Origin of the sequence: Bradyrhizobium sp. URHD0069, from assembly GCF_000701345.1 — a bacterium.
Lineage (GTDB): Bacteria > Pseudomonadota > Alphaproteobacteria > Rhizobiales > Xanthobacteraceae > Bradyrhizobium.
Map to the genome: position 1 here is coordinate 161,629 of NZ_JNIJ01000012.1, position 24,310 is coordinate 185,938.

The following is a 24,310-nucleotide window of genomic DNA, read 5'->3' on the forward strand; positions in this document are numbered from 1 at the left end:
GGGCATCAGGCCGCGTCTTCGAACTGCGTGTAGCCGGAAGCTTCGAGTTCCAGCGCCAGTTCCTTGTCGCCGCTCTTCACCACGCGACCTCTGGACATCACGTGCACGAAATCGGGCACGATGTAATTTAGCAGCCGCTGATAATGCGTGATGACCACCATCGCCCGATCCGGCGAACGCAGGGCATTGACACCGTCGGCGGCAATCCGCAGCGCGTCGATGTCGAGGCCGGAATCCATCTCATCGAGGATGCACAGGCTCGGCTCGAACAGCGCCATCTGCAGAATCTCGTTACGCTTCTTCTCGCCGCCGGAGAACCCGACATTGACACCACGACGCAGCATGTCTTGCGGAATGTTCAGGCTTGCCGCCACTGCGCGCACCTTCTTCAAAAAATCCGGCGTGGAGAATTCGCTCTCGCCCCGCGCCTTGCGCTGGGCGTTCAGCGCAGTGCGCAGAAACGTCATGGTCGCCACACCCGGAATTTCCACCGGGTACTGGAACGCGAGGAACACGCCCTTTGCGGAGCGCTCGTCAGGCGACATCTCGAGCAGGTCTTCGCCGTTGAACAGAATTTCGCCGCCGGTGACCTCGTAGCCCGGCTTGCCGGCGATGACGTGGCTCAGCGTCGATTTGCCGGAGCCGTTCGGCCCCATGATCGCGTGCACTTCGCCCTTGTTCACGGTGAGCGAAAGCCCGTGAAGGATTTCACGATCATCGACACGGACCTGCAGATCTTTGACTTCGAGTAGTGCCATCACATTCTTCCGTATTTTATCGTCCTGAGGAGCGCTGAAGGCGCGTCTCAAAGGACGGATCCGACAATTTTTCTTTCTCACCCTTCGAGACGGTCGCTACGCGGCCCTCCTCAGGGTGAGGCGTTATCCAACCGAACCTTCCAGCGAGATCGAGATCAGTTTCTGCGCCTCGACAGCGAACTCCATCGGCAACTGCTGCAGCACGTCCTTTACAAACCCATTGACCACGAGACCGACCGCTTCTTCCTGCGACAGCCCGCGCTGCACGCAGTAGAACAACACGTCCTCGGAAATTTTTGAGGTGGTCGCCTCGTGCTCGAACAGCGCGGACGAATTCTTGGCCTCGATATAGGGCACGGTGTGCGCGCCGCATTTGTCGCCGATCAGCAGCGAGTCGCAGGCCGTAAAATTGCGCGCGCCGGTCGCTTTGCGATGGGCGGTGACCAGGCCGCGATAGGTGTTCTGCGAAACGCCGGCGGCGATGCCCTTGGAGATGATCCGGCTCGTGGTGTTTTTGCCGAGATGGATCATCTTGGTTCCGGAATCGACCTGCTGGTGACCGTTCGAAATCGCGATGGAGTAGAACTCACCACGCGAATTATCGCCGCGCAGGATACAGCTCGGATATTTCCAGGTGATCGCCGAGCCGGTCTCGACCTGGGTCCACGAAATCTTCGAATTGTTGCCGCGGCAATCGCCCCGCTTGGTGACGAAATTGTAGATGCCGCCCTTGCCTTCGGAATTGCCGGGATACCAGTTCTGCACCGTCGAATATTTGATTTCGGCATCGTCAAGCGTGACGAGTTCGACCACAGCGGCGTGCAACTGGTTTTCGTCGCGCTGCGGCGCGGTGCAGCCTTCGAGGTAGCTGACATAGGCGCCCTTGTCGGCGATGATCAGAGTACGCTCGAACTGGCCGGTGTTGCGCTCGTTGATGCGGAAATAGGTCGACAGCTCCATCGGGCAGCGCACGCCCGGCGGCACGTAGACGAACGAGCCATCGGAAAATACCGCCGAGTTCAAGGTGGCGAAGAAATTGTCCGAGGTCGGTACCACCGTGCCGAGATACTTCTTCACCAAATCGGGATGCTCGCGGATCGCCTCCGAGATCGGCATGAAGATCACGCCGGCCTGCTTGAGTTCCTTCTGGAAGGTGGTCGCAACCGACACCGAATCGAACACAGCATCGACGGCAATGCGCCGCTCGGGGGCACCCTCGCCGTCCTTGCGCACCACGCCTTCGAGAATCTCGACCTCACGCAGGGGAATGCCGAGCTTCTCATAGGTCTTCAGGATTTCCGGATCGACCTCGTCAAGCGAGGCCAGTTCCTTCCTCTTCGGCGCCGAGTAGTAATAGAGGTCCTGGTAATCGATCTTCGGGTAGTTGACGCGCGCCCATTTCGGCTCGGCCATGGTCAGCCAACGGCGATAGGCCTCGAGCCGCCACTCCAGCATCCAGGCCGGTTCATTCTTTTTCGCTGAGATGAAGCGGACCGTATCTTCCGATAGCCCCTTCGGGGCCTTGTCGGACTCGATTACAGTCTCAAACCCGTATCGATATTGATCGACGTCGATCCGGCGCACCCGGTCGACGGTCTCTTGTACAGCCGCCATTCCATCCTCCGCTCGCGGTTTCAAGGACCGCGGTGGATCAATTCCTAAAGACTATTACGATGTTTCTTCGAGGAAATCACCTGCTTAGAACCGTTCAAGCTGTGTTTCGTCGTTCTCTTTAAGTAAGGTACGTGAGAGCTTTCGCCAAGCCTCAATACAGCAATTGATATCCGCGTCAGACGTGGACCAGCCTAGACTGAGCCGCACCGCTCCTTGCGCGAATTCGCCGAATCCCATGGCTTCCAGCACGTGGGATGGTTGCACCTTCCCCGAAGAACAGGCCGAGCCCGAGGAAACCGCAATACCGGCGAGGTCGAAGCCTATTACGGCCGTCTCGGCCCTGAGGCCGGGAACCGAAAACAGCGTGGTATTCGGCAGCCGGCGCACGTCATCTGAGAACACGATCAGGCCCCGCGTCTCGCGCAAGCCGCTCTCGAGCCGATTGCGCAAGCTTTCGAGCCGAATTGCATCACCTTCCAGGGCCCCGATAGCGGCTTTTACGGCGGCTCCCAAGCCTGCGATTCCCGCTACATTCTCGGTTCCCGCCCGGTGCCCTCGTTCCTGGCCGCCGCCGCGCAGCAGCGGTTCAGGTCCCTGTAAGGCTTCGGCCAGAATCAGGGCGCCCACGCCTTTGGGCCCGCCAATCTTGTGCGCCGAAAGCGTCATCAGATCTGCACCGATCGCATTGATATCAAAGGGTATTTTTCCGAAAGCCTGGATTGCATCAACATGCAGCAATCCGCCCGCGGCATGGGCGATCTCGGCAGCTTCCATGACCGGCTGCACCGCGCCGGTTTCGTTGTTGGCCAGCATCACCGAAACCAGCGCCGGAGGACTACCCTCGAGCGCGGCACGCAAATGGTCCAGATCGAGCAGGCCGGAACGCGTAACGCCGACGGTGCTGATGGCATCGGCAGGAAACCGGCCGCCGGCGAGAACCGAGGCATGCTCGATCGCCGAAACCACCAGCCTTTTCACCGGAGGCCCGGAAGCTCGGCGAAGCCCAGGCGTCAGCCCCAGTACATTGGCTTCGGTGCCACCTGACGTAAAGACGACGTTTCGAGGCAGGGCGCCCATGGCGCCGGCGACCGAGACTCTGGCGTCTTCCACCAGCCTGCGGGCCTGACGGCCTTCCGCGTGGACCGATGAGGGATTGCCGGCCAAATCCCATGCCGCCGCCATTGCCTCCCTGGCTTCGCGGCGAAGCGGCGCGGTCGCGTTCCAGTCGAGATAGGTACGGTCAGGCATCGCGTATGATAATACCTTAAGAGCCCCTGCCTTTGAACGCGGGAGCGCGGCTGACGGCAACTTGTCGGTCATGTCTGATCTTATGGCAATTGGTGATCCACCCGCCTGCCGGCAATCGGATCCCTAACATCTTGAATGCGCTGCCAGATGTTCAAAACCCTTGCTTTTTGCCCCTCGCCTCATGCTAGAACCCGGCCTCCAGTTCACCGAGCGCCGTTCGCTTAGCGCCCAACGTCGCCCCGATCACCCCTTTCTTTGCGAGTTCCGTCAGCGCAAGAGCTAGACGAAGCTCGCACAAAGTCGGTTGATCTTGCCAAGGATCACTGATGCCTGAAGTCATTTTCACCGGCCCCGCAGGCCGCCTCGAAGGCCGCTATCATCCGGCGAAGCAGAAGAACGCGCCGATTGCGATGGTTCTGCACCCACATCCGCAGTTTCGCGGAAACATGAATCATCCGATCGTCTATCAGGTCTATTACGCTTTTGTAGCGCGCGGCTTTTCGGTGTTGCGGTTCAATTTCCGCGGCGTCGGTCGCAGCCAGGGTGCGTTCGACCACGGCACCGGCGAACTTTCGGACGCCGCGTCCGCGCTCGATTGGGCGCAGACTATCAATCCGGAGGCGCGCGCCTGCTGGGTCGCGGGTTTTTCGTTCGGCGCGTGGATCGGAATGCAATTGCTGATGCGCCGCCCGGAGGTCGAAGGCTTTATTTCGATCGCGCCCGAACCCAATCGCTACGATTTTTCGTTCCTCGCGCCGTGCCCCTCGTCCGGCCTGATCGTCCACGGCGACAAGGATATCGTGGCTCCGGCGAAAGACGTCACGACGCTGGTCGAAAAGCTGAAAACCCAAAAGGGTATCGTGATCGACCAGCAGACCATTCCCGGCGCGAACCATTTCTTCGAGGACAAGCTGGAGCCGCTGATGGAAACGGTGACGGGCTATCTCGACATGCGGCTCGCCAACGTTCGCTGACCAAAGCGTTTTCGAGCGAAGTGCGTGACGGTTCGCGTAAGGAAAACGCGTCAAGACAACAATTCGCGCAACGCCCCGACTGTCAGGCGGCGGCGCGGACCTGCAAGCCTGATAGCCAGGAATTGCGCCGGTTGAGGAAATCGCGAAGCAGCGCAGGATAGTCGACGCTCACGGCTGATTGCACCGATGGCCGCGCCGCGAGAGCCTTGCGCCAGCGCGCAAGAATCGGCTTGCCCGCGAGAATTCCGAAGTCTGCAATCTCGTCGAACACATCGAAATAGCGAAACACCGGACCGAATACCGCATCGACCAGCGAGAAGCTCTCGCCGTCAAACCATGGCGAGGCTGCGACGCGCGCCTCTAACCGCGCGAAGCGCTGTTCGAGTTGCAACGTCTTGGCTTTGAATGTCGCCTCGTCCGGCGCGGCGTAGAATCCAGCGATGTCGTTCAGCACCGCGGATCCAAATTCGATCCACGCGCGATGCTCGGCGCGTGCGAGCGGATCGGCGGGATGCAGCGGCTTCCGCTGGGTTTCCTCAAGGTATTCCAGAATGACCGCTGACTCGAAAATCGCGGTGTCGCCGACCTGCAGCACCGGAGTCTTGGCGAGCGGAGAGATCACCAGGAACCAATCCGGCTTGTTGGCGAGATCGATATCGATCCGCTCGAAGGCAACGCCCTTCTCGCTCAGCGCGATCACCGCGCGCTGCACATAGGGACAAAGCTTATGGCTGATCAGTCGCAGTGGCGCGGCCATATCAATATCTCGCAGTTGCATGCAGATGTATATACTTACATGCATCTGCATGAGACTGTCAAGATCAATGCAACTGCATTAATGAACCTTCGATCAGGGCCGGGCGATCACGCCGCCAGTCATCGGGATCGGCACGCCTGTCGTGGCGGGATAGCTGAGCGGCAGGCCTTTCAGGCCCCGCGCCGCCAGGAAGCCGAAGGCCTGCGCCTCGATGGCGTCCGCCGACCAGCCCAGCGCATCGGCGGCCTCGACGCTAGCCGGCGCCAGGCGCTCGCGCAGCATCCGCAGCATGGTGAGATTGCGGACGCCACCGCCGGCAACGATCCAGCTCCGCGGCACCTTCGGCAGCAGCGGAACGACGCGGGCGATCGCCGCGGCCGTAAACGCCGTGAGGGTCGCCGCGCCGTCGGCCGGCGGCATCTCGCGCAGCGCCAGCGATGCAAAATCGTTGCGGTCCAGCGATTTGGGGGGCGCCAGCGCAAAAAACGGATGCTCCAGTGCGCGCGCGATCCACGCCTCATCCGCGGCACCTTGGGCCGCCACGCGGCCTTCGCAGTCGAACGGCCGGCTCATCGTGCGGAACATGTAATCGTCGAGCAGCGCGTTGCCCGGCCCGGTGTCGCAGGCGATCAGCGTATCGGCGCCATCGATGTAGGTGATGTTGGAAACGCCGCCGATATTGACCACGACCATCGGCCCTTCGCGCTCCAGCGACTGGGCGAGCGCGCGGTGATAGACCGGCACAAACGGCGCGCCCTGCCCGCCGGCTGCGACATCGGCGGCGCGGAAATCATGCATGACAGGGATATGTATGGTCTTCGCGAGTGCGACGGCGTCGCCGATCTGCACAGTCATTTTTTGTGCCGGCCGGTGCAGCACGGTCTGGCCGTGAAAGCCGACGATATCGACATCCTCGCGTGAGATGCGGTTCTGCGCGGTAAAGGTGGCGACGGCCTCGGCATGCGCGATCGTGACAGCGCGCTCGGCTTCGCGCAGGATGCCCGGCCGCGCGTCGCGCTGCGGCAGGTTGACGGCCTCGGCCAGGGCCTGTCGCAAGAGACTGCGCTCTTTTTCGGTGTAAGGCCGGTATCCGGACGGTCCAAACGCCTTCACCTGCTTGCCGTCGGTTTCGATCACGGCGACGTCAACCCCGTCGAGCGAGGTGCCGCTCATCAGACCGATGGCCGTCATCATCATCGCCATTGTGCCTTCGCGAGACGCCCTGCCCTTGACGCCCGGCTTGTGTCAAACAAGCACATCTTATAATGCCACAGCGCGCCGGGCGGCGGCAGCGTGTTCCGCCAATTATTCCGACTTCCAGAAGAATAGCGTGAACTAAGAATGATCAGAGTCGCACAGAAATGACTGCCTTTAAATCTGATTTTCTCAATGTGCTGCAGAGTCGCGGCTTTATTCATCAGATTTCGGACCCCGACTCGCTGGATGCGCTGGCGGCGCGGCGCGAGCTCGTCGCCTATATCGGCTTCGACTGCACCGCACCCTCGCTTCACGTCGGCTCCATGGTACAGATCATGTGCCTCTACTGGATGCAGCAGACCGGTAACAAGCCGATCGCGCTGATGGGCGGCGGCACCACCCGCGTCGGCGACCCCTCCGGCAAGGATGAGACGCGCAAAATCCTTTCGATCGAGGACATCGAGCGCAACAAGGAGGGCATCAAGCAGGTGTTCTCGCGCTTCCTGAGCTTCGGCCAGGGCAAGCACGACGCGATCATGCCTGATAATGCCGAATGGCTGACCAGGCTCAACTGGATCGAGATGCTGCGCGATATCGGCCGGCATTTCTCCGTCAACCGCATGCTGGCGATGGACTCGGTCAAGCTCAGGCTCGAGCGCGACCAGGAGATGAGTTTTATCGAATTCAACTACATGATCCTGCAGGCGTATGATTTCGTTGTGCTCAACCAGCGCTACGACTGCCGGCTGCAGATGGGCGGGTCCGACCAGTGGGGCAACATCGTCAATGGCATCGATCTTGGCCGCCGCATGGGCACACCCCAATTGCACGCGCTGACGACGCCGCTGATCACGACTTCTTCAGGCGAGAAGATGGGCAAGACCGCCAGCGGCGCGGTCTGGCTGAATGCCGACATGAAGAGCCCCTACGAATACTGGCAGTTCTGGCGCAACACCGACGACGCCGATGTCGAGCGCTTTCTGAAGCTCTTCACGACGCTGCCGCTGGACGAGATCGAACGGTTGGCCGCGTTGCAGGGAGCCGAGATCAACGAAGCCAAAAAGGCGCTGGCGGATGCGGCGACCGCGCTGCTGCACGGTGCTGATGCAGCCAAGGTCGCGGCGGAAACCGCGCGGCAAACCTTTGAGGAAGGCGCAATCGCCGAAAATCTGCCGACGGTGGAGATTCCGCGCGCTGAACTCCAAGCCGGCATCGGCGTGCCGGCGCTGTTCGTGAGGGCCGGCCTTGTCGCATCCAATGGCGAGGCGCGGCGCCAGATCAAGGGTGGTGGGCTGCGCGTCAACGACGTCGCGGTCTCGGACGAGAAGATGGTGCTGAAGCTTAGCGACCTCACGCCGGAAGGTGTGATCAAGCTGTCTCTCGGCAGAAAGCGCCACGTCCTGCTCAAGCCTGCATAGGCGCATTCGCTTTAGACCCCTGCTCCTTGCGGCAGAAAAGCGTTCCTTGGGGTGATGGACCAGAACGCCGCGAGCGAACCTCCCGCGACCAAGCCGCTGAAACCTGCGCGCGTGGCGCTTAACGTGCTTGCGTTGTGCTTTGCCCTATCCGTGCTCGGCCGCGGCCTCGGCGAGAGTTTTACGGTTTTTCTTAAACCCATTTCGGAAAGTTTCGGCTGGGACCGCGCCGAGGTCGTGTCGGTCTACTCGCTGTCGGCGCTCGCCGGCGGATTGGCCGCGCCGCTGGTTGGACGGCTGTTCGACCGCTCGGGGCCGCGCACGGTCTATTCGCTCGGGCTGCTCCTGCTGGGCGGAGCGCTCCTGGTCGCGGCGCATGCGCAACACCTCTGGCAGTTCCAGCTGAGCCTCGGTCTTTGCGTCGGTCTCGGCATTGCCTTTATCGGCAACGTTCCGAATTCAATTTTGTTGGGCCGCTGGTTCGGTCCGCGATTGCCGACCGCGATGGCCATCGTTTATTCCGCGACCGGCGCTGGCGTGTTGATCCTGCTGCCTGCGTCGCAAATGCTGATCGATCATTACGGCTGGCGCGGGGCCTATCAGATCTTTGGTACCGCCGCGCTGTTGCTGCTGTTGCCGCTACTGGTATTGCCGTGGCGCTTGTTCTCCACCGGTTCGCCGCATCTGGCAAAGGGCCCGTCCGGCGACTTCATCGATGAAGGCTGGACCTTGCTGAGCGCGATGCGCCACCACGCGTTCTGGGCACTGTTCTCGACGTTCTTCTTCACCGCCATCGGCATGTATGCGATTGCCGCTCAAGTCGTCGCCTATCTGATCGATGCGGGATTCCCGCCATTGCAGGCCGCGACCGCCTGGGGTTTCAGCGGCGTCGTGCTGCTGTTCGGCATGCTCGGCGTCTCCTGGCTCGACGGCATCGTCGGCCGAAGGCCGTCGGTGCTGTTCAGCTATGCCGTTTCAATCGTCGGCATTGTCATGCTGTGGCTGTTGCAGTGGTACCCGAACTTTTGGCTGCTGACGGGTTTCGTCATTTGCTTCGGCAGCATGATCGGCTCACGCGGCCCGCTGCTGACCGCAACCGCCATGAAGATCTTTCGCGGCGAGCGCGTCGGAACAATCTACGGCACCATTTCGATCGGGAGCGGCCTGGGATCGGCGTTCGGCTCCTGGGGCGGCGGCCTGATCCACGACTGGACCCACAGTTATAATCCGCTGATCGCGTTTTCGCTGGTCAGCGTGCTGTTGGGAATGATCCCGTTTCTGGTGGTGCCCGCGCTGCGGCGCTAGACAGCAACAAAACGCGGGTCAGTTGTTTGGCGGAAACTCCACCGGATTGTTTTGCTTGCCGGTATTGAACTCGAAGACTTTCCTCAACACCCCGGGCGCCATCGCCGAAATCGGGTTGACGCGAAGCACCGGCTGGCCGGGCGTACCAACGACTTCGTAGGTCACGCCGATCAGTCCCTCGTTGCTGCCGCCGCCCAGAAACAGTCCGACAATCGGAAGCTGGCCGAACATGTTGTTCAGCCCGTACATCGGCACGAAGGTGCCGCTCATCCGCACCTGATTGCCGGGGAAGTCGATGCTGCCCTCGATGGTCGCGCCGACCGCCGGGCCTTTCACGACGCCTTCCCGGATCGTCAGCTGTCCATTGTGCCGGGTAAACTCCGCACGCAATCGCGAGAACGAAATGCCATTCTGCACCCCGACCTGTCCGCCCGCGGCGATGCGATCAAGCGAAGCCTCGCCTTTGACCGCGAAATCGCGGACGTTGAGCAATCCCTCTTTGGCGCTGGGTTCAACCGTCGGAGGATCCATCGCCAATGCAAGCTGACCTCCAAGCATCTTGGAGTAGATATCGGTGAAGCGGAAGAACGCGCCGGCATCATTGGTCTCGAGATAGACCACGTCCCGGCCCTGCGCGCGACCGCGCAGATCGCCTGTCAGCGGGGTATCGCGTCCCAGCTTGCCGCTGAGCGCAAAGCTTCTGATCGTCCCATTGCGCCGCGACAATTTGCAATCGACGCTGCGCAACGCCTCGCCAAAGAAGCCTGCGACGGCGCCGAGCTTCAGGTCGATATCAAAATCGATGTTCTTGGTTTTGCTTTTGGCGTCGGCCTCCTTACCGGAAATGGCGGATTTGAGAAAGCCGCGGCCGTCGAACACGTCGCCCCGCATGGTCACTTTCAGAATACCATCGGAGTTGCGGTCGGCCTTCAGCGAAGCCTTGTCGCCTTCGGATGGCGAATAGGTCGGGAAGTTCACGTTCATCAGGTCGCCGTTTTGATCGACCTCCAGTGATCCCTTGATCGACACGCCACCGCCATCGATGACAATGTCTTCGAGGCGGGTCGATTGCGGCTTCTGCACCACATTGAAAACGGCGCGGCTCGACTTGCCCGGCAACTTGACCCAGCCCGGCAGGATATTGTCGAGCTTCAATGCGGTCAGATCGGCCTCGATGCCCATGCGGCTGTCGCGATCGGGGCCTCCGATCTTGCCGATCAGCTTGATCGGAATGGCGCCACTGACCGCTGGGCCGAGGTCGAGTCCCAGGCGTGCGCGGCTAGTGTCATCGAGCGTCGCCTGCAATTTGATATCCGCATCGCCTTCGGTCGGTTTGCGATAGTCCAGCGATGCCGCCTGGCCATTGATCTTGACGTCACCCTTGACCTGGTAGCCCTGATTGTTGGCGACGATCTTCAGGGCATTGGCTTCAAGCTTCTGATTCATCACCAGGCGATCCGCGGCAAATCCGCTGAGATCGGCCGTGATGGCATAGGTCGTATCGGCCTTCGTCAGTTCGCGCTTGATCGGCAGCCCGAGCGTCACCACGGCCGAAACCGTTCCCTTGCTCGAATTGGGGTCGATCAAGGTGCCGGAAAATTCGCTGAGGCGGTCCGAGGCCAGAACCTCGGCCGCCGCGGGCACCGGACCATCGATCCGGAATTTCACCCTGGCCGGCGCGGGCTTTGGCGCCATATCCGGCACCTCGAACACAAAATCTGAAATGTTGAGTTTGCGGCCCGCCGGCGTATCGGACGCCGCCTGCGCGATCGTCACCGTCGCGGTGCGGCCGGTCACATGGGCTCTCAAATCGGCATCGCGGACCAGCGGCAATTCGTCCACCGGCCGCAATGTCACGCCGCTGGCGAGGATATCGACCGCGAGACCGTCATCCGGAATCGGCGGCCCTCGCCGCGAAAGGTTTCGAACCGGCGAATTGACGCCAACCTCGATGCGCTGAAGCGAGCCGCGCTCGATCCGCTCGATGACCCATTCGCGGACCTCCGGAACGATCAGGATCGGCCACATGCGCTTGAGCGCGGAAGCCGACATCGGCGTTCCCGCGAAACCGAGCGTCAGGCGCGGCTCCGCCGAATAATCGACGCTGCCGGTTCCGGCGATGCCGATCTCACCGTTGCTGATATCGGCCTGCGTGAGCAGCACGCGCCGTTTGTCGGTGTCGAAGCGCAGGCCTATGGCGATGCGGTTGAAAATCAGCGGCTGTTCACCATCGACGCCTACCAGCAGGATGGTGCCGCCGCTGAAGCCGAGCTGCCAATCGGGAATGCTGTCGTTAGGTGGTTCAAGATGGGCGAGCAGCGTGATCCGATTGTGACCGGAAATGATCTTGAACGGGGCTACCAGCACGCGCCGTCCGGAATCCCATTCGACACTCATTTCCGCCGAATCGATTTCCATTGGATAATCCGGCGTATCGGTATCGATGACGGTTCCCGCGCCGGCGGAAATTTTGCCGCGGAAATAGGTCGGCAGGCCGTCCCGGCCCAACTCGCCCTTCAATTCGCCGGTGAGCGGCAAATCCGCGGTGTAGGTTAGATCCTTTAGCCGCAACGCCAAAAGGATATTCGTGGTCGAAAGCTTGTCGGCGCGAATGTCAACCGACCGCACGCCGTTCGCGGGCGGTCCGACCGCGACCCGAAGCGACCAGGCGTGGTTGCCCTCTTCGCCCACGCTAAGCGCCACGCCGCCGCCGCTCGGCCGGCGAAGATTGAGCGAGATGTTTTCGAAATTCCATTTGTTGCCGCGCTGCTGATCGTCGACGATCAGGCTTCCGTTCTTCAAACCGATTTCATTGAGGTTCTGCCCATCAAGTCCGGTCAGGCTCAGGCTGTCGAGCCAATCGAGGCCGGCAAGCAGCCCGCTTGTCATATCGGCCTTATTCGACGCCGTTGCGGCCGTACCGGATTGAGTGCCTGACGGGGCAACCGGGCTGGGAGGCGTCGTCGCTGTGGGGCCTGGCGACGGCACTCCGGCTGTTTGTCGCTTCGAGGCGACGCCGGTTGCGAGCGGTCGTGCGGTGTCACCGGTGGAAACGGTGACGGTGCCGTCCGGCGTGATCCGCACTGCGAGCTCGGCGTCCACCAGATTGAGGCTCTCGGCGCGAAGGCTGCCCATCAATAGCGCGCTGCCTGAAAGCTTCACTTCGGCTTTCGGCGCGGTCGCCACCACGACATGGTCGCGATCCCTGACAATGATATCCCGGATACGCACGGCGATACGGATCCGACCGGCACGCTCGATTTGCGTGCCGCCCACCTCGACGGTATTGCCGTGACCGATGTTTTCCTCGATCGCAGCCGCCAGCCACGGCGTCGCCATCTCAAGATTGATCGGACCGGCGCCCAGCCGCCACCACAATCCGCCGAAGCAACCAACGAAGATCAGCAGCAAGACCGCGATTGCGATGGCAAGGCGCTTTACCCAACGTTCACCGGAGAGCCAGCGGCGCACCGCTCCGAACCGGTCGCCCAGCCGATGAATGCCGGAGTTCGACCCGGACAACAGCCGACGCGCGCGATTGCACGCCACCTCGTCCTGGTCTTGATCCCAATCGGCATCATCCCACTGCGAGCGGTGGCCGTCAGCACGCAGACTAGATCCCTGGGGCGACGTATTCCTTGCCATTGCCTCTCGGTGCTGGCGCTGATTGTAAGATTGGTCGCCGCCAAAGCCCCGCTCGTCGATACGTAACGAGCGCTCCTGAGCCGGCATCGCTGCCAATCCTCGATTAATACAGTTACTCGTCAACTGGCCCAGAGAGCCTATTCCCAGAGAGCCTATTCAACGAGCGGGCGGGTGGTGCGTCGAATTCCTTGTAACCATACCCCGGGGCCATCACAGTTGCCCAGCGGTCGGCTCGATTCCGGTCTGCCAGGACAAGGCCCGCAATACCGCTATGATTGTTCCGCCGAAAGCGACGAAAGGAAGGCGTATGTCCAAGAAAACGCGCAAGAAATCCACCAAGGCGTCCTCCGGCAAGCCGGCCCGCGTTCAGTCGAAGACGTCGGCGAAATCACCGCCTTCGAAAACCCGGCGGGCGACAGCGAGCAAGTCAGGCAAGAAGTCCACCAATGCAAAGGAGCCCATCGCTGCCAAGGCTTCCGCGAGAGCATCGCATAAGCCCCCCTCAAAACAGTTAAAATTAGAAAGACCCGAGACGCCGGCTGATCGTCAATCGGTCTTGACCGAGGGCGCAAGGGCCCCTGCCTTCCGCCTGCCTCGCGACGGCGGCGATACCGTTTCGCTGTCCGACTATTCGGGGAAGAAACTCGTGCTGTTTTTCTACCCGCGCGCGGACACGCCGGGCTGCACCAAAGAGGCCATCGACTTCACCCGGCTGGCGGGCGCCTTTGCGGAAAGTCAAACCGCGGTACTCGGCGTCTCGGCCGACCCCCAAAAGACACAGGAATCCTTTCGCGATAAACACCGACTGACTATTCCTCTTGTTTCAGATGAGAAGCACGAGATGCTGGACGCCTACGGCGTCTGGGGCGAAAAATCAATGTATGGCAGGACTTTCCTGGGCATTCTTCGCACGACGGTCCTGATCGGGGCAGACGGCCGAATCGCAAAGATTTGGCGCAACGTCAGGGTCGATGGCCATGCCGACGAGGTGCTTGCCGCCGCCCGTACGCTGTAGTTGTCCGGCTCCATTCGCCAAAAATTAACCATGAGAAGGTCAAATCCGCTCCGCAAAGTTAGCCGTACGGAACTCATCTCCGACCGGCGCGGGAGTGCCGATGTCGTACCGTTCCGGTCATTTTTCCGAGCCCTCCCGACACCATCCGCATGACCATGGCAGGGCATCCACTCGCCGCGCCGGGCCCGGCCATCCCTCCCCAGCACCGCGATCCCAGGACGGCTATACCCTCGTCCACGCCGGCAAGCAGGTTCGGTTTGGTCCGGTGGTGTTCTGGATCGTGGTCGGCTCCGTGATCGTGCTCGGCATGTGGTCGGCCGCGACCGCGACCTATTTCGCCTTCCGCGACGACGTTCTCACCCGGCTGATCGCCCGCCAGGCAGAGATGCAATACGCCTACGAGGACCGCATCGCCGAACTGCGCGCCAAGGTCGATCGCACCACCGGTCGCCAGTTGCTCGACCAGGAACAGTTCGACCAGAAACTCGAGCAGATCATGCGCCGCCAGACGACGCTGGAATCGCGTGCCACAGCGCTCGGCGCCATTCCGGATACCTCTGCTACCGGATCGATCAGGGCCCCGTTGCGAGGAGCCGCGACGACTGACCCAGCCGCTTCGGGGACACCGAAGCCCTCGCCGATCAGCGATACCGTGATTTTCGTGGCGCCGCCGGATCGCGAAGCGCGCCTTGAATCGCGCACGCCCGTCGTCACCAACGCCCAGCCGAATCAGTTTGCCAAGGTCCGGGGCGCCGACAGCGTCCTGGTCCGCCTGCAGACCTCGCTCGATCAGGTCGAACGCCGCCAGATGGCGGCGCTCAGTTCGGTCGAAGAGAGCATGGAATTGCGGGTGCGCCGGATGCGCGGCGTCTTTACCGACCTCGGCCTTGATATGCCGCAGGTGGAAGGAGCGCCGCGCGCGGCCATGGGCGGCCCCTTCGTGCCGGTCAAACTTCCTCCGGACGCCGGCGCCTTCGAGCGCCAGCTTTACCGGATCAATGTCACGCGCGCCCAAGTGGATCGCCTCAACCGAACCCTTGCGCTGGTGCCGTATCGCAAGCCGGTGATCGGCGTAGTCGAATTCACTTCCGGCTTTGGGGTTCGCAATGACCCGTTCCTTGGCCGCCCGGCCATGCACACCGGCCTGGATTTCCGCGCAGCGTCGGGCGACCCGGTACGGGCGACGGCGAACGGGAAAGTAGTGTCATCGGGTTGGGCCGGCGGCTACGGCCGCATGGTGGAAATCGACCACGGCAACGGCCTGTTGACCCGCTACGGTCACCTGTCGGAAATCAACGTCAAGGTTGGCGATCCGATCAAGATCGGACAGGTGATCGGCGCTGTAGGCTCGACCGGCAGATCCACCGGTCCGCATCTGCACTACGAAACCCGGATCGACGGCGAAGCGGTCGATCCGCAGAAATTCCTGCGCGCCGGCGTGCGCCTCAGTGCCGGCTGAAACTAAGATCCGGCTGAAACTCGAATAATGGGCAGCTTGCCCGTCGAGCCGATCATGCCATAGGAAAAGGCCGGACCGCTCTACAGCATGATATTGCCGATCTTGATCTCGGCATCACTCGCACCTGGATCATATTTCTTTTGCGCATTCACCGCGGTCACGATCAGTGCTGCCGGCGTGGCAAACCCGTCAAGGCAACGAGGCTTCGCATGCGAGCCGGCATCGTTCTCCCGCTGATGGTTTCCTTTGCGGGACGTTTCGCAACTCAGCTGCGCGCTTGCAAGCATCAGCTTTTTCCGCCGGACGAAACAGCATTGTTGCGCCTCGCCAATTATGATTGATGCATGGCAGCACCTTTCATTTACAAGGCCGGCAGATTGAAACTGAACCGACGAATTGCTCCGCGACATCCCAGGCTCGGCGCGCTCGGATTTCGCGCCGCGCGCTGGCTCGCCGGGCGCTTGATGGGAGCCGCTGGCTTTCATCAGCTCGGCTCGGACTTTGCGGATGCGCGGATTGGGTTAGTCCGCGAAAAGCTCACTCGGGGCGAGACCGTTTATCTCGCAGGACTAGGGCTCCCCGGCACGCACAATTCGGGCGTTGCGCTGGTTGAGGTGAGCCAAGCAAACGGTCCGCGGCTGATCGTCAACAATGAAGAAGAACGCTTTTCCGGCAACAAGCACACGACCGAATATCCGAAGGCATCGATCGACGCCATGGTGGAGACGTTGCGCAGCAGGGGGCGCGATATCGGCGACATCGCCGCCTGGCTTACAAGCTGGGATTACCCGACGCTCGCCGGAACACTTGCCCGCTCGGTGCTGGAGGAACTGCCGCAAAGCCTGAAGCTGCTTCGCACCACCGAAGCCGCCGGATTTGACGGCCGCCGGCTCGACCAAATGACGCGCACGTCGAAAATTCTTGGCCGGCAGCTCGGTCTTTCAGAGCGGGTACCGCTGATCTGCATGCCGCATCATGACAATCATGCATGGTTTTCCTTTGCAGCCTCGCCATTTGCCGACAATGAAGAACCCGTCGCCATCGCCGTGCTGGACGGCACCGGTGATCGCGGATCGATCTCGCTCTATGTCGCCGAAAGCGGCGCCATGCGCCGGCTCTATTGCAACGACAGCATGTTCGACTCGCTGGGCGCCTTCTACAGCGTGATATCATCGACGCAAGGCGGCTGGACCTGGCTGTCGTGCGAAGGCCGCTACATGGGCGCCGCCGCGTGGGGCGACATGGACCGCGCCGGCAATCCCTACTACCCGCGACTGAAAGACGTCTTGCATTTCGGCGAGTGTGGCGAAGTCCGGCTCAATCGCGCCATGGCCAATTGGTATTGCGAGCCGTTCGACCATCCCTACAAGCCAGCGCTGGTCGACATTCTCGGCAAGCCGCTCAAGCCGGATCAGCTCTGGAATCCCGATGCGGTGCTGCGTATCGAGGACATTCATCACCGGCCCGACACGCGCGATCGTCTCGATAAGGCGGCTGCGACGCAACTGGTGTTCGAGGATGCGATGATCCACGTGGTCGATCATCTCTTGCGTACGACCGGCGCTAACCGGTTGGTGCTCACTGGAGGCGTGGCGTTGAACGCGGTCGGCAACATGCGGCTGCTCGAGCACTTCGACGAGGCCTGGTTTTCGAAATCCCAACAGCGCAAAGCGCGCCTGCATCTGTGGGTGCCGCCGACACCAGGCGATCCCGGCGTCACCATCGGCGCGGCCTGGCTGTTCGCGCATCTCGCTGGCGCGCCGCGCGGCGCTCCGATGACGCATGCGTTTTATTGCGGTTGTTCGCCATCGCATCAGGACGTCACGGCGGCGCTTCAGGCAGCCGACATCGCCTCGCAGCGGATCGGGGATATCTCGACACCGGATGGCCGCGACGCCATTGCCGATTTGATGGCCTTCACGGTCGCGCAAACCGGCGTCATCGCGCTCTATCAGGGCGCCGCCGAGACCGGGCCACGCGCGCTGGGTCACCGCTCGATCCTCGCAAACCCCTGCGATCCCGAAACGCGCCGGCGCCTCAACGAGCGCGTGAAATACCGCGAGGCGATCCGGCCGCTCGCGCCGATGGCCACGCCGGAAGCGGCCCGCGAATATTTCGATCTGCTCGAGGGCGCCTCGGACGGCGATTACAACGCCTACAATTACATGGTGCTGACGGCGCAATCGAAGCCGCCGGCACACGAGAAAATTCCGGCGGTGATTCACGCCGACGGGACGGGGCGGATTCAGATCGTGCGTGTGGAAGACGATCCCCTCACCTACGCCTATTTGAAGGCGCTCGGCCGCCGCATCGGCGTCGAGGTCTCGGTCAACACCTCCTTCAACGTCGCCGGCCCGATCGCACAGACCCCGCAACAGGCGATCGATACGCTGCGCCGTTCCAAGGGCCTCGACGTGGTGCTGCTGGTGGCGAGCGACGGCGTGGTGTACGCCGCATGGCACGGCGGCGAGCGCGGCAGCGGCCGGTTCACCGGCTGGCTTTCGGAATGGAAAATTGCGGCGACAGCTGGCTGATTACGTCGCAGCGCCCTTTGGACGCGACACGATCTCGATCATTTTTCCTTCATCGTCATCAGGTGCATAGGCTTTCGCCTTGTCGTACGCGTGAACCGCGGCGCGTCCCATCAAGGGAGCGTCGGAAAGCAGGCTCTCGGCCAATGCCACGGCGTAAACGGCATCCTTGTGCCGCAGCGCCGCCGTGAACGTCGCGCCCGAAAAATTTCGCGCGACCATGCGTTTGGAATGACGGATCACCTGCGGACTGGCGGCAACGCCGGTTTCGACGGCCTCAAGCACCAGCCTCATGTCGAGTCCGGCCTGCTCGGCGATCGCAAGACCCTCGGCGATACCGGCAATCTGGATCGCGCCCATCAGATTATTGATCAGTTTGTAGACCGTGCCGGTACCGACCGCGCCGAAATGCCTGATGATCGTGCTGAGCGGCGTCAGATATGGCCGGGCTCGCACGAGGTCCGCAGGCTCGGCGCCGACCAGCAGCGTCAATTTTCCGCTGGCCGCGGCATCCGGCAAGCCGGCGACCGGACTATCGATATAGACCAGACCGCGCCCGCGAAGTTCGCGCGCAAGATCGAGCGCGTGGCCGTATGACACGGTCGAGCATTCGATCGCCAGCGTGCCGGCCTTGGCGGTCCCGGCGGCGCCGTCCTTGCCGAGCCACACGGCGCGCGACGCCGCGTCGTCGGCCACCATCGTGACAACAGCGTCGGCTCCGTCAGCCGCGTCGGCAGGCGACCGAGCCCATCGCGCCCCGCGCGCGATCAGATCGTCGGCTTTCGCCTTGCTGCGGTTCCACACTGCAACAGTGAATCCGCTGTCGAGATAGCGGCCGGCCATGCCGTTGCCCATGCGTCCGAGGCCGATGAAAGCAACTTTTGCCATGCGTTACTCCACATCTTCGACCGCGGCCGGCGCCGTTCCGAATGCGCGCTGCGCCAGCGTCGCCGCCATGAACTCGTCAAGGTCGCCGTCGAGCACGCCCGAGGTGTCGGACGTCTGCACGCCGGTGCGAAGGTCCTTCACCATCTGATAGGGCTGCAAGACATAGGAGCGGATCTGATGGCCCCAGCCGATGTCGGTCTTGGCGGCCTGGTCGGCGGCGGCCTGTTCTTCGCGCTTCTTCAATTCGATTTCGTAGAGCCGCGCGCGCAGCATATCCCACGCCTGCGCCCGGTTCTTGTGCTGCGAACGGCCGGCCTGACAGACCACCGCAACCCCGGTCGGAATGTGCGTGAGCCGGACGGCGGATTCGGTCTTGTTGACGTGCTGACCGCCGGCGCCACCGGAACGCATGGTGTCGGTGCGGACGTCGGATTCCTTGATGTCGATCTTGATGCTGTCGTCGACCACGGGGAAGATTGCAACGCTGGAAAACGAAGTATGCCGCCGCGCGTTGGAATCGAACGGCGATATCCGCACCAGCCGATGCACACCCGCTTCGGTCTTCAGCCAGCCATAGGCGTTGTGACCGCTGATCTGGATGGTGGCGGATTTGATGCCGGCTTCTTCGCCTTGCGTTTCTTCCAGATATTCGATCTTGAAGCCGTGCTTTTCGGCCCAGCGCGTGTACATGCGCAGCAGCATCGCGGCCCAGTCCTGGCTCTCGGTGCCGCCTGCGCCGGCGTGGACTTCGAGATAGGAATCGAACCGGTCGGCTTCGCCGCCGAGCAGCGCTTCGAGTTCGCGGCGCGCCACTTCCTTCTTGAGGGCCTTCAACGCAGCCTCGGCTTCCGCCACCACGCCTTCATCGTTCTCGGCCTCGCCAAGCGCGATCATCTCGACATTGTCGTCCAACTCGCGCTCGACCTTGCCGATGCCGTTCAGCGCATCCTCCAGCGAGGTGCGCTCCTGCATCAGCTTCTGTGCTTTCTGGGGGTCGTTCCAGAGATTGGAATCTTCGGCGAGCTTGTTCAGCTCCGCGAGGCGTGCCGTGGATGCATCGACGTCAAAGATGCCTCCTCAGCAGCCCGACTGACTGCTTGATCTCTCCGACTAAACGTTCGACTTCGGCGCGCATGTACTTCTCTGATCTGCGGCGCAGGCCGCTATTGTTTCAATGCTGGGGGGATGTAGCGGCGGGCGCCGCAAAGCGCAATCGCTTCTCTTCTATTGACGTGTTTCTTCAGGCGAACCGGCGCCCGTTTCGCTGGAAAACCACGCTAACCTAATAGAGACCGCCAGTGCCGGGACGGAACAGACTACGATCCGCATCGGGTGATGGCTGCAGCGAACGACCGTCGGCATCGGCAACCCCGATCACCGAGTAATTATCCGGCGGTGCTGTACCCGGCTTGAACGCTTCCAGAATGGTCCGCCCACCCTCGCCCGGACCGACCCGCATTCCGCTCTTGGCGTCGACCCTGATCAGCTTGATCCCGGCAGGAACCCGAAACGGCACGGCCGGCTTGTCGGCGAGCGCGAGCTTCAAAAAGTCTCGCGCAATCGGCGCGGCCAGATGTCCGCCGGTAGCACCTTTGCCGAGATTGCGCGGCTTGTCGTAGCCCATATAGATCCCGACCACGACGTCAGGCGAAAAGCCGATGAACCATGCATCCTTTTCGTCGTTGGTAGTGCCGGTCTTGCCGGCGATCGGTTTGCCGACCTCCTTCACCACGGTTGCGGTGCCGGCCTGCACCACGCCTTCCATCATCGAGGTGATCTGATAGGCGGTCATCGAATCCAGCACCTGCTCCCTGCGGTCGATCAGCTGGGGCTCGGGCTGATTTTTCCAGCCGCCGGGTGCGTCGCAGCCCCGGCATTCCCGCGCATCATGCTTGAAGATCGTACGGCCGTAGCGGTCCTGAATTCGGTCGATCAGCGTCGGCTTCACCCGCCGGCCGCCATTGGCGAACATCGAATAGGCCGTGACCATTCGCATGACCGTGGTCTCGCCGGCGCCGAGCGCGTAGGACAGATAGTTCGGCAGCTCGTCATAGACGCCGAAGCGCTTGGCATATTCGCCGATCAAGGGCATGCCGATGTCCTGCGCCAGCCGCACCGTCACCGTGTTGAGCGACAGTCGCAGCGCATTGCGCATCGTGGTCGGGCCATAATATTTGCCGCTCGAATAATTCTCCGGACGCCAGACGCCAGCGCCCTGCCCCTGATCGATCTCAATCGGCGCGTCGACCACCACCGTCGACGGCGTATATCCGTTATCGAGCGCGGACGAGTACACCAGCGGTTTGAACGAAGATCCCGGCTGCCGATAGGCCTGGGTCGCACGGTTGAATTGACTCTGATCGAATGAGAACCCGCCGACCATCGCCAGCACGCGGCCGGTCCAGGGATCCATCACAACCATCGCCCCGGAAACCTCCGGCAGCTGGCGCAGCCGGAACTGGCCCTCAATCTGAGTGCCATCCTTCAAGATCAACGGGTCGGCGTAGATCACATCGCCCGGCGAAAGCACTTGCGACACCGCCGTCGGCGTCTTGAAGCGGGTCGGCCCCGACGCCGCCTTTGCCCATCTGACGCCGTCAAGCGTGACGATTCCGGTCTGCCGTTCCTTAGCTACGGCGCCGCCCAGTTCGCGGCCGGGTTGGAAACCAATGCGTGCGGACTGCTCGCTGGTCTCCAGCACCACGGCCATCCGCCAGGGCGAGATATCCGACAGCGATTTGTTGTCGGCAAGCTTCACGCCCCAGTCGCCCGATATATCGATTTTGCCGATCGCGCCTCGCCAGCCCTGCGCCTCGTCAAAATTCACGAGGCCGGCGGTCATGGTCTTGCGCGCCATCACCTGCAGCTTCGGATCGAGCGTAGTCCGGACCGACAGGCCGCCTTCATAGAGTTTCTTTTCGCCGTAGCGTTCGAACACGTCGCGGCGGACTTCCTCGGCAAAATACTCGCCGGCGAAAATATGCGCGGCATTGGTCCGGCTGGTCACGGTCAGCTGATCCTTGCGGGCCTTGTCGGCATCGGCCTGCTTGATCCAGCCATTCTCCAGAAGGCGGTCGACCACGTAGTTGCGCCGCTCGATCGCCCGGTCGCGGTTGCGCACCGGATGCAGGGCCGCCGGCGCCTTCGGCAGCGCGGCGAGATAAGCCGCTTCCGCGACCGTGAGCTCGTTCACCGATTTGTCGAAATAGACCAGCGATGCCGCGGCGATGCCGTAAGCGCCAAGGCCGAGGTAAATCTCGTTGAGATAGAGTTCGAGGATCTTGTCTTTGGAGTAGGCGCGCTCGATCCGCATCGCCAGCAAGGCTTCCTTGATCTTGCGGGTGAACGACACTTCGTTGGTCAGCAGAAAGTTCTTCGCGACCTGCTGCGTGATCGTGGATGCGCCCTGCGGCCGGCGGTTGGAGCCGTAATTTTGCGCGTAGAGCACGGCTGCCCGCGCCATGCCGGAGAAATCGATGCCGCCATGCTCGTAGAAGTTCTTGTCCTCGGCCGCCAGAAACGCGTTGATGACCAGTTTTGGAACCGCCTGGATCGGCAAATACAGCCGACGTTCCTTGGAATATTCGCCGAGCAGCGCGCCATCGGAGGCATGGACGCGCGTCATGACAGGCGGCTCATAATCCTGAAGCTGCGAATAGTCCGGCAGATCCTTGGAAAAATGCCAGATCAGCCCCGCCGTGGCGGCGACGCCGACCAGAAACACGACGGTTCCGGCGGCGAACAAGAAACCCATGAACCGCACCAGCAAGCGCATTATCGATGATCCGTTTCAGCCCTCGCGCCGTAGCAGCCGGCGTTGTCCTCAACCTGGAGACCCACGCGGGACGATCTGCCGTTCCGCGCAGGCGCATGATACGTGGGCCCTGGGGGAGATTTGATCGATTCCGAACCCCCCACGGTGGTTTTTTTATAGAGCCGCCGCTGTGGCCAAACTAGGGCTTCCACCATCGGATGGGCTGCCTTTTCAGTTCGCCGCGCCAGCCGTCGCCAGGCGTTTGGCAAGGAAGGTGTCGATTGCCTGCGCCATTGATCCGACGGTCCGGGAACGCCAGTTCTCCGATACCAGGTGCTCGAGGTCACCCTTGTTCGAGACATAGCCGAGTTCGATCAGCACCGACGGCACGTCGGGAGCCTTCAGAACCTTGAAGCCTGCAGACTTCAGCGGGCGCTTGTGCATCCGCACGGTAGTCTTCATCTCCCCCATCAGCAGCCGCGCGAAGCGGTTTGAGAATGCGCGGGTTTCACGCTGCGCGAGGTCTATCAGGATGTCGGCGACGTCGGTCGGCTCTTCGGTGAGGTTAACCCCGCCGATGGCGTCGGCCTTGTTTTCCGCCTCCGCAAGCCTTTCGGCCTCGGCGTCGGAAGCGCGGTCCGAAAGCGTATAAATCGTGGCGCCCTGGGCGTCGCCTTCACGACGCGGCAAGGCGTCAGCATGAATCGACACAAACAGCGCCGCGGACTGATTGCGTGCGATCCGAACGCGGTCGCCGAGCGGGATGAAGGTGTCGTCGGTGCGGGTCATGACCACCCGATATTTGCCGCTCTTCTCGAGGCGATCGCGCAACGCCAGCCCAAATCGCAGCACGAGGCTCTTTTCGCTTTCGCTGCCGGCCTGGGTGCCATTATCGATGCCGCCGTGGCCGGGATCGATCACGACCACCGGACGCAAATCCGCTGACGCCGCGGGCTTGAATGCAGCGACCGGCACGGCAGCATCAGTGGCGTCCGCGGCTGCGATCGCGGGTCTCAGCTCGGGCCGGCTTTCAACCGAGAGCGACTGAACGAAGGTGGTGCGATCCACCTCTTCCAGCTCCAGCACCAGCCGCGGCGGTTGGCCGTTGGCGGCATCAAGCACATAGGATTTCGCAATTTTGGCCGGGCCGGTCAGATCAAATACGATCCGCGAACCGCCCGGCATCACCAGGCCGTAGCGGAACGCCTTGACCAGTCCGCGGCCCCCGGTGCCCGCCCCCGCGGGAAGCTGAAAGGTGACCTGAGGGAGGTCCAGGACCGCCCGATACGGGTCCGCGAGTGCAAAGGCGCGAAACTGGATTGTCTTGTCGAGATCAAGCACAAAGCGGGTTTGCTTGCTGTCGCCGGCCAGACGGGCGGCGGAGGCGATGGGAAAGTTCGACGCCGCGACCGGGGTGGCCGAGGGACTTTCAGCCGCGCTCACAGCTGTAACATCGGAACATAGCAAAGCTGCAGCGCACAATACGGCGCATCTCAGCAAAACACGATGATTTGCGCGGCTCGCCAACGAATCCGTGCCTCCGAGCAGCCCTCTTACCGCAATAGAACCACAGGGTTAACTGCCGCCTAACACTCCGGCGGCGAATAAGGCGGAGTGTTGCCGCGTTGCGACGCTTCCCTTGCACGCGGCCGCCAATCCACGTATGTAAAAGGGGCTGACGGCTAAAACTCCCGGTTGTGTCGCGTTCAGCCTCCCGGTGCAGCGCCGGAACCTTCCACTTCAGGAGATT

Annotated in this window: 17 protein-coding genes; 6 read left to right on the plus strand and 11 right to left on the minus strand. The window is 62.1% G+C overall.

Going from position 1 to position 24,310, the window contains the following annotated elements:
• Positions 1 to 5: 5 nt before the first annotated feature.
• The 3 genes from sufC to N554_RS0107390 form a co-directional block, all read right to left on the minus strand.
• Positions 6 to 758 carry a Fe-S cluster assembly ATPase SufC gene (gene sufC / locus N554_RS0107380; protein ID WP_029582881.1) on the minus strand — a complete coding sequence of 251 codons (753 nt, stop codon included), beginning with the start codon at positions 756 to 758 and terminating at the stop codon, positions 6 to 8.
• A gap of 123 nt (positions 759 to 881) precedes the next feature.
• Complete coding sequence (gene sufB / locus N554_RS0107385) at positions 882 to 2,372, minus strand: Fe-S cluster assembly protein SufB (RefSeq protein WP_029582882.1); 1,491 nt, start codon at positions 2,370 to 2,372, stop codon at positions 882 to 884.
• Between the two features lie 84 nt (positions 2,373 to 2,456).
• On the minus strand, positions 2,457 to 3,620 hold the full coding sequence (locus tag N554_RS0107390; RefSeq protein ID WP_029582883.1) for a cysteine desulfurase family protein: 1,164 nt from the start codon (positions 3,618 to 3,620) through the stop codon (positions 2,457 to 2,459).
• A gap of 326 nt (positions 3,621 to 3,946) precedes the next feature.
• Between N554_RS0107390 and N554_RS0107395 the strand changes: the two genes are divergently transcribed.
• The gene (locus N554_RS0107395; protein WP_029582884.1) at positions 3,947 to 4,594 is read left to right on the plus strand and encodes an alpha/beta hydrolase; all 648 of its coding nucleotides are present in this window, start codon (positions 3,947 to 3,949) and stop codon (positions 4,592 to 4,594) included.
• An 82-nt stretch (positions 4,595 to 4,676) separates the two neighbouring features.
• Here the strand turns inward: N554_RS0107395 and N554_RS0107400 are convergent, their stop codons facing one another.
• Both N554_RS0107400 and N554_RS0107405 read right to left on the minus strand, forming a co-directional pair.
• Positions 4,677 to 5,351, minus strand: a complete 675-nt coding sequence (locus N554_RS0107400; RefSeq protein WP_029582885.1) for a glutathione S-transferase family protein — start codon at positions 5,349 to 5,351, stop codon at positions 4,677 to 4,679.
• Between the two features lie 93 nt (positions 5,352 to 5,444).
• Positions 5,445 to 6,548: an anhydro-N-acetylmuramic acid kinase gene (locus N554_RS0107405; RefSeq protein ID WP_029582886.1), complete on the minus strand. Its 1,104-nt coding sequence runs from the start codon at positions 6,546 to 6,548 to the stop codon at positions 5,445 to 5,447.
• Positions 6,549 to 6,712: 164 nt separating this feature from the next.
• Between N554_RS0107405 and tyrS the strand changes: the two genes are divergently transcribed.
• Together tyrS and N554_RS0107415 are read left to right on the plus strand one after the other, a co-directional pair.
• The gene (tyrS, locus tag N554_RS0107410) at positions 6,713 to 7,966 is read left to right on the plus strand and encodes a tyrosine--tRNA ligase (RefSeq protein WP_029582887.1); all 1,254 of its coding nucleotides are present in this window, start codon (positions 6,713 to 6,715) and stop codon (positions 7,964 to 7,966) included.
• Between the two features lie 54 nt (positions 7,967 to 8,020).
• Positions 8,021 to 9,268 carry an MFS transporter gene (locus N554_RS0107415; protein ID WP_051677366.1) on the plus strand — a complete coding sequence of 416 codons (1,248 nt, stop codon included), beginning with the start codon at positions 8,021 to 8,023 and terminating at the stop codon, positions 9,266 to 9,268.
• A gap of 18 nt (positions 9,269 to 9,286) precedes the next feature.
• Here the strand turns inward: N554_RS0107415 and N554_RS0107420 are convergent, their stop codons facing one another.
• Positions 9,287 to 13,000 carry a YhdP family protein gene (locus tag N554_RS0107420; protein ID WP_029582889.1) on the minus strand — a complete coding sequence of 1,238 codons (3,714 nt, stop codon included), beginning with the start codon at positions 12,998 to 13,000 and terminating at the stop codon, positions 9,287 to 9,289.
• A gap of 220 nt (positions 13,001 to 13,220) precedes the next feature.
• Between N554_RS0107420 and N554_RS38030 the strand changes: the two genes are divergently transcribed.
• Both N554_RS38030 and N554_RS0107435 read left to right on the plus strand, forming a co-directional pair.
• The gene (locus N554_RS38030; protein ID WP_081851161.1) at positions 13,221 to 13,928 is read left to right on the plus strand and encodes a peroxiredoxin; all 708 of its coding nucleotides are present in this window, start codon (positions 13,221 to 13,223) and stop codon (positions 13,926 to 13,928) included.
• 100 nt (positions 13,929 to 14,028) lie between these two features.
• On the plus strand, positions 14,029 to 15,387 hold the full coding sequence (locus tag N554_RS0107435) for a M23 family metallopeptidase (protein WP_029582892.1): 1,359 nt from the start codon (positions 14,029 to 14,031) through the stop codon (positions 15,385 to 15,387).
• An 80-nt stretch (positions 15,388 to 15,467) separates the two neighbouring features.
• Here the strand turns inward: N554_RS0107435 and N554_RS0107440 are convergent, their stop codons facing one another.
• On the minus strand, positions 15,468 to 15,674 hold the full coding sequence (locus N554_RS0107440) for a hypothetical protein (RefSeq protein WP_029582893.1): 207 nt from the start codon (positions 15,672 to 15,674) through the stop codon (positions 15,468 to 15,470).
• A gap of 57 nt (positions 15,675 to 15,731) precedes the next feature.
• Here N554_RS0107440 and N554_RS0107445 point away from each other — a divergent pair, with 57 nt between their 5' ends.
• Positions 15,732 to 17,921: a carbamoyltransferase C-terminal domain-containing protein gene (locus tag N554_RS0107445; RefSeq protein WP_051677367.1), complete on the plus strand. Its 2,190-nt coding sequence runs from the start codon at positions 15,732 to 15,734 to the stop codon at positions 17,919 to 17,921.
• Here the strand turns inward: N554_RS0107445 and N554_RS0107450 are convergent, their stop codons facing one another.
• The 4 genes from N554_RS0107450 to N554_RS0107465 form a co-directional block, all read right to left on the minus strand.
• A complete protein-coding gene (locus tag N554_RS0107450) occupies positions 17,922 to 18,806 on the minus strand; it encodes an NAD(P)-dependent oxidoreductase (RefSeq protein ID WP_029582895.1) in 885 nt (294 codons plus the stop codon).
• Between the two features lie 3 nt (positions 18,807 to 18,809).
• Positions 18,810 to 19,941, minus strand: a protein-coding gene (gene prfB, locus N554_RS0107455) for a peptide chain release factor 2 (RefSeq protein WP_156041834.1) whose coding sequence is annotated in 2 segments (ribosomal slippage) — positions 18,810 to 19,871 and positions 19,873 to 19,941 — 1,131 coding nt in all. Because the reading frame shifts where the segments join, the coding sequence is not laid out codon by codon here.
• Between the two features lie 147 nt (positions 19,942 to 20,088).
• Entirely contained in the window at positions 20,089 to 22,581 is a 2,493-nt protein-coding gene (locus N554_RS0107460) for a penicillin-binding protein 1A (protein ID WP_029582897.1), read from the minus strand.
• Between the two features lie 210 nt (positions 22,582 to 22,791).
• Positions 22,792 to 24,087 (minus strand): N-acetylmuramoyl-L-alanine amidase, encoded by a 1,296-nt coding sequence (locus N554_RS0107465; protein WP_029582898.1) that lies wholly within the window; start codon positions 24,085 to 24,087, stop codon positions 22,792 to 22,794.
• Positions 24,088 to 24,310: the final 223 nt, after the last annotated feature.